Annotated in this window: 1 protein-coding gene; it reads right to left on the bottom strand. The window is 66.7% G+C overall.

What is annotated here, in order from left to right; all coding sequences use genetic code 11:
• A partial coding sequence (locus L0D17_RS13310) for an IS1634 family transposase (RefSeq protein WP_243095718.1) occupies positions 1-436 on the bottom strand: 436 nt, incomplete at both ends.

The following is a 436-nucleotide window of genomic DNA, read 5'->3' as shown; positions in this document are numbered from 1 at the left end:
GCAGGACCTTGGCCTCCTTTAGGGTGGCCGGCACCCGCATGACCCAGGAGAACCCCCGCAGGGCCCCCAGGTTCTCCTGGCTGTAGCTGGCCCCGTCCAGCACCACCACCTCCCCCAGTTCCAGGCTCTGGCGGTAGCGCGCCAGCAGGGGAACCAAGGCCTCCTGATCCGACTGGTTCCCATCCCCAGGAGCGAAGAGCAGGGGAATCCCCCCGGTATCGGCGCAGATCAGGTTCATCACCCACTGCTTGAGGTCTGGGCGGTGGTCCCGGCTGTAGCCGTGGGTGAGGCGGATGACCAGGGGCTCGTCCCCCGTATCGGTCTGGCCCTCTTCCCCGCTCCCGTACACCCCGTGGACGTGAAAGCTGGTGGAGTCCACGTGAAGAGCCCGCACGGGAAAGGGAAAGGCTCTGCGGGCAGATTTAGCCACCTCCAC

The organism is Thermus thalpophilus (assembly GCF_022760915.1).
Taxonomy (GTDB): Bacteria; Deinococcota; Deinococci; order Deinococcales; family Thermaceae; genus Thermus; species Thermus thalpophilus.
This window is presented reverse-complemented; position numbering and strand designations above follow the sequence as displayed.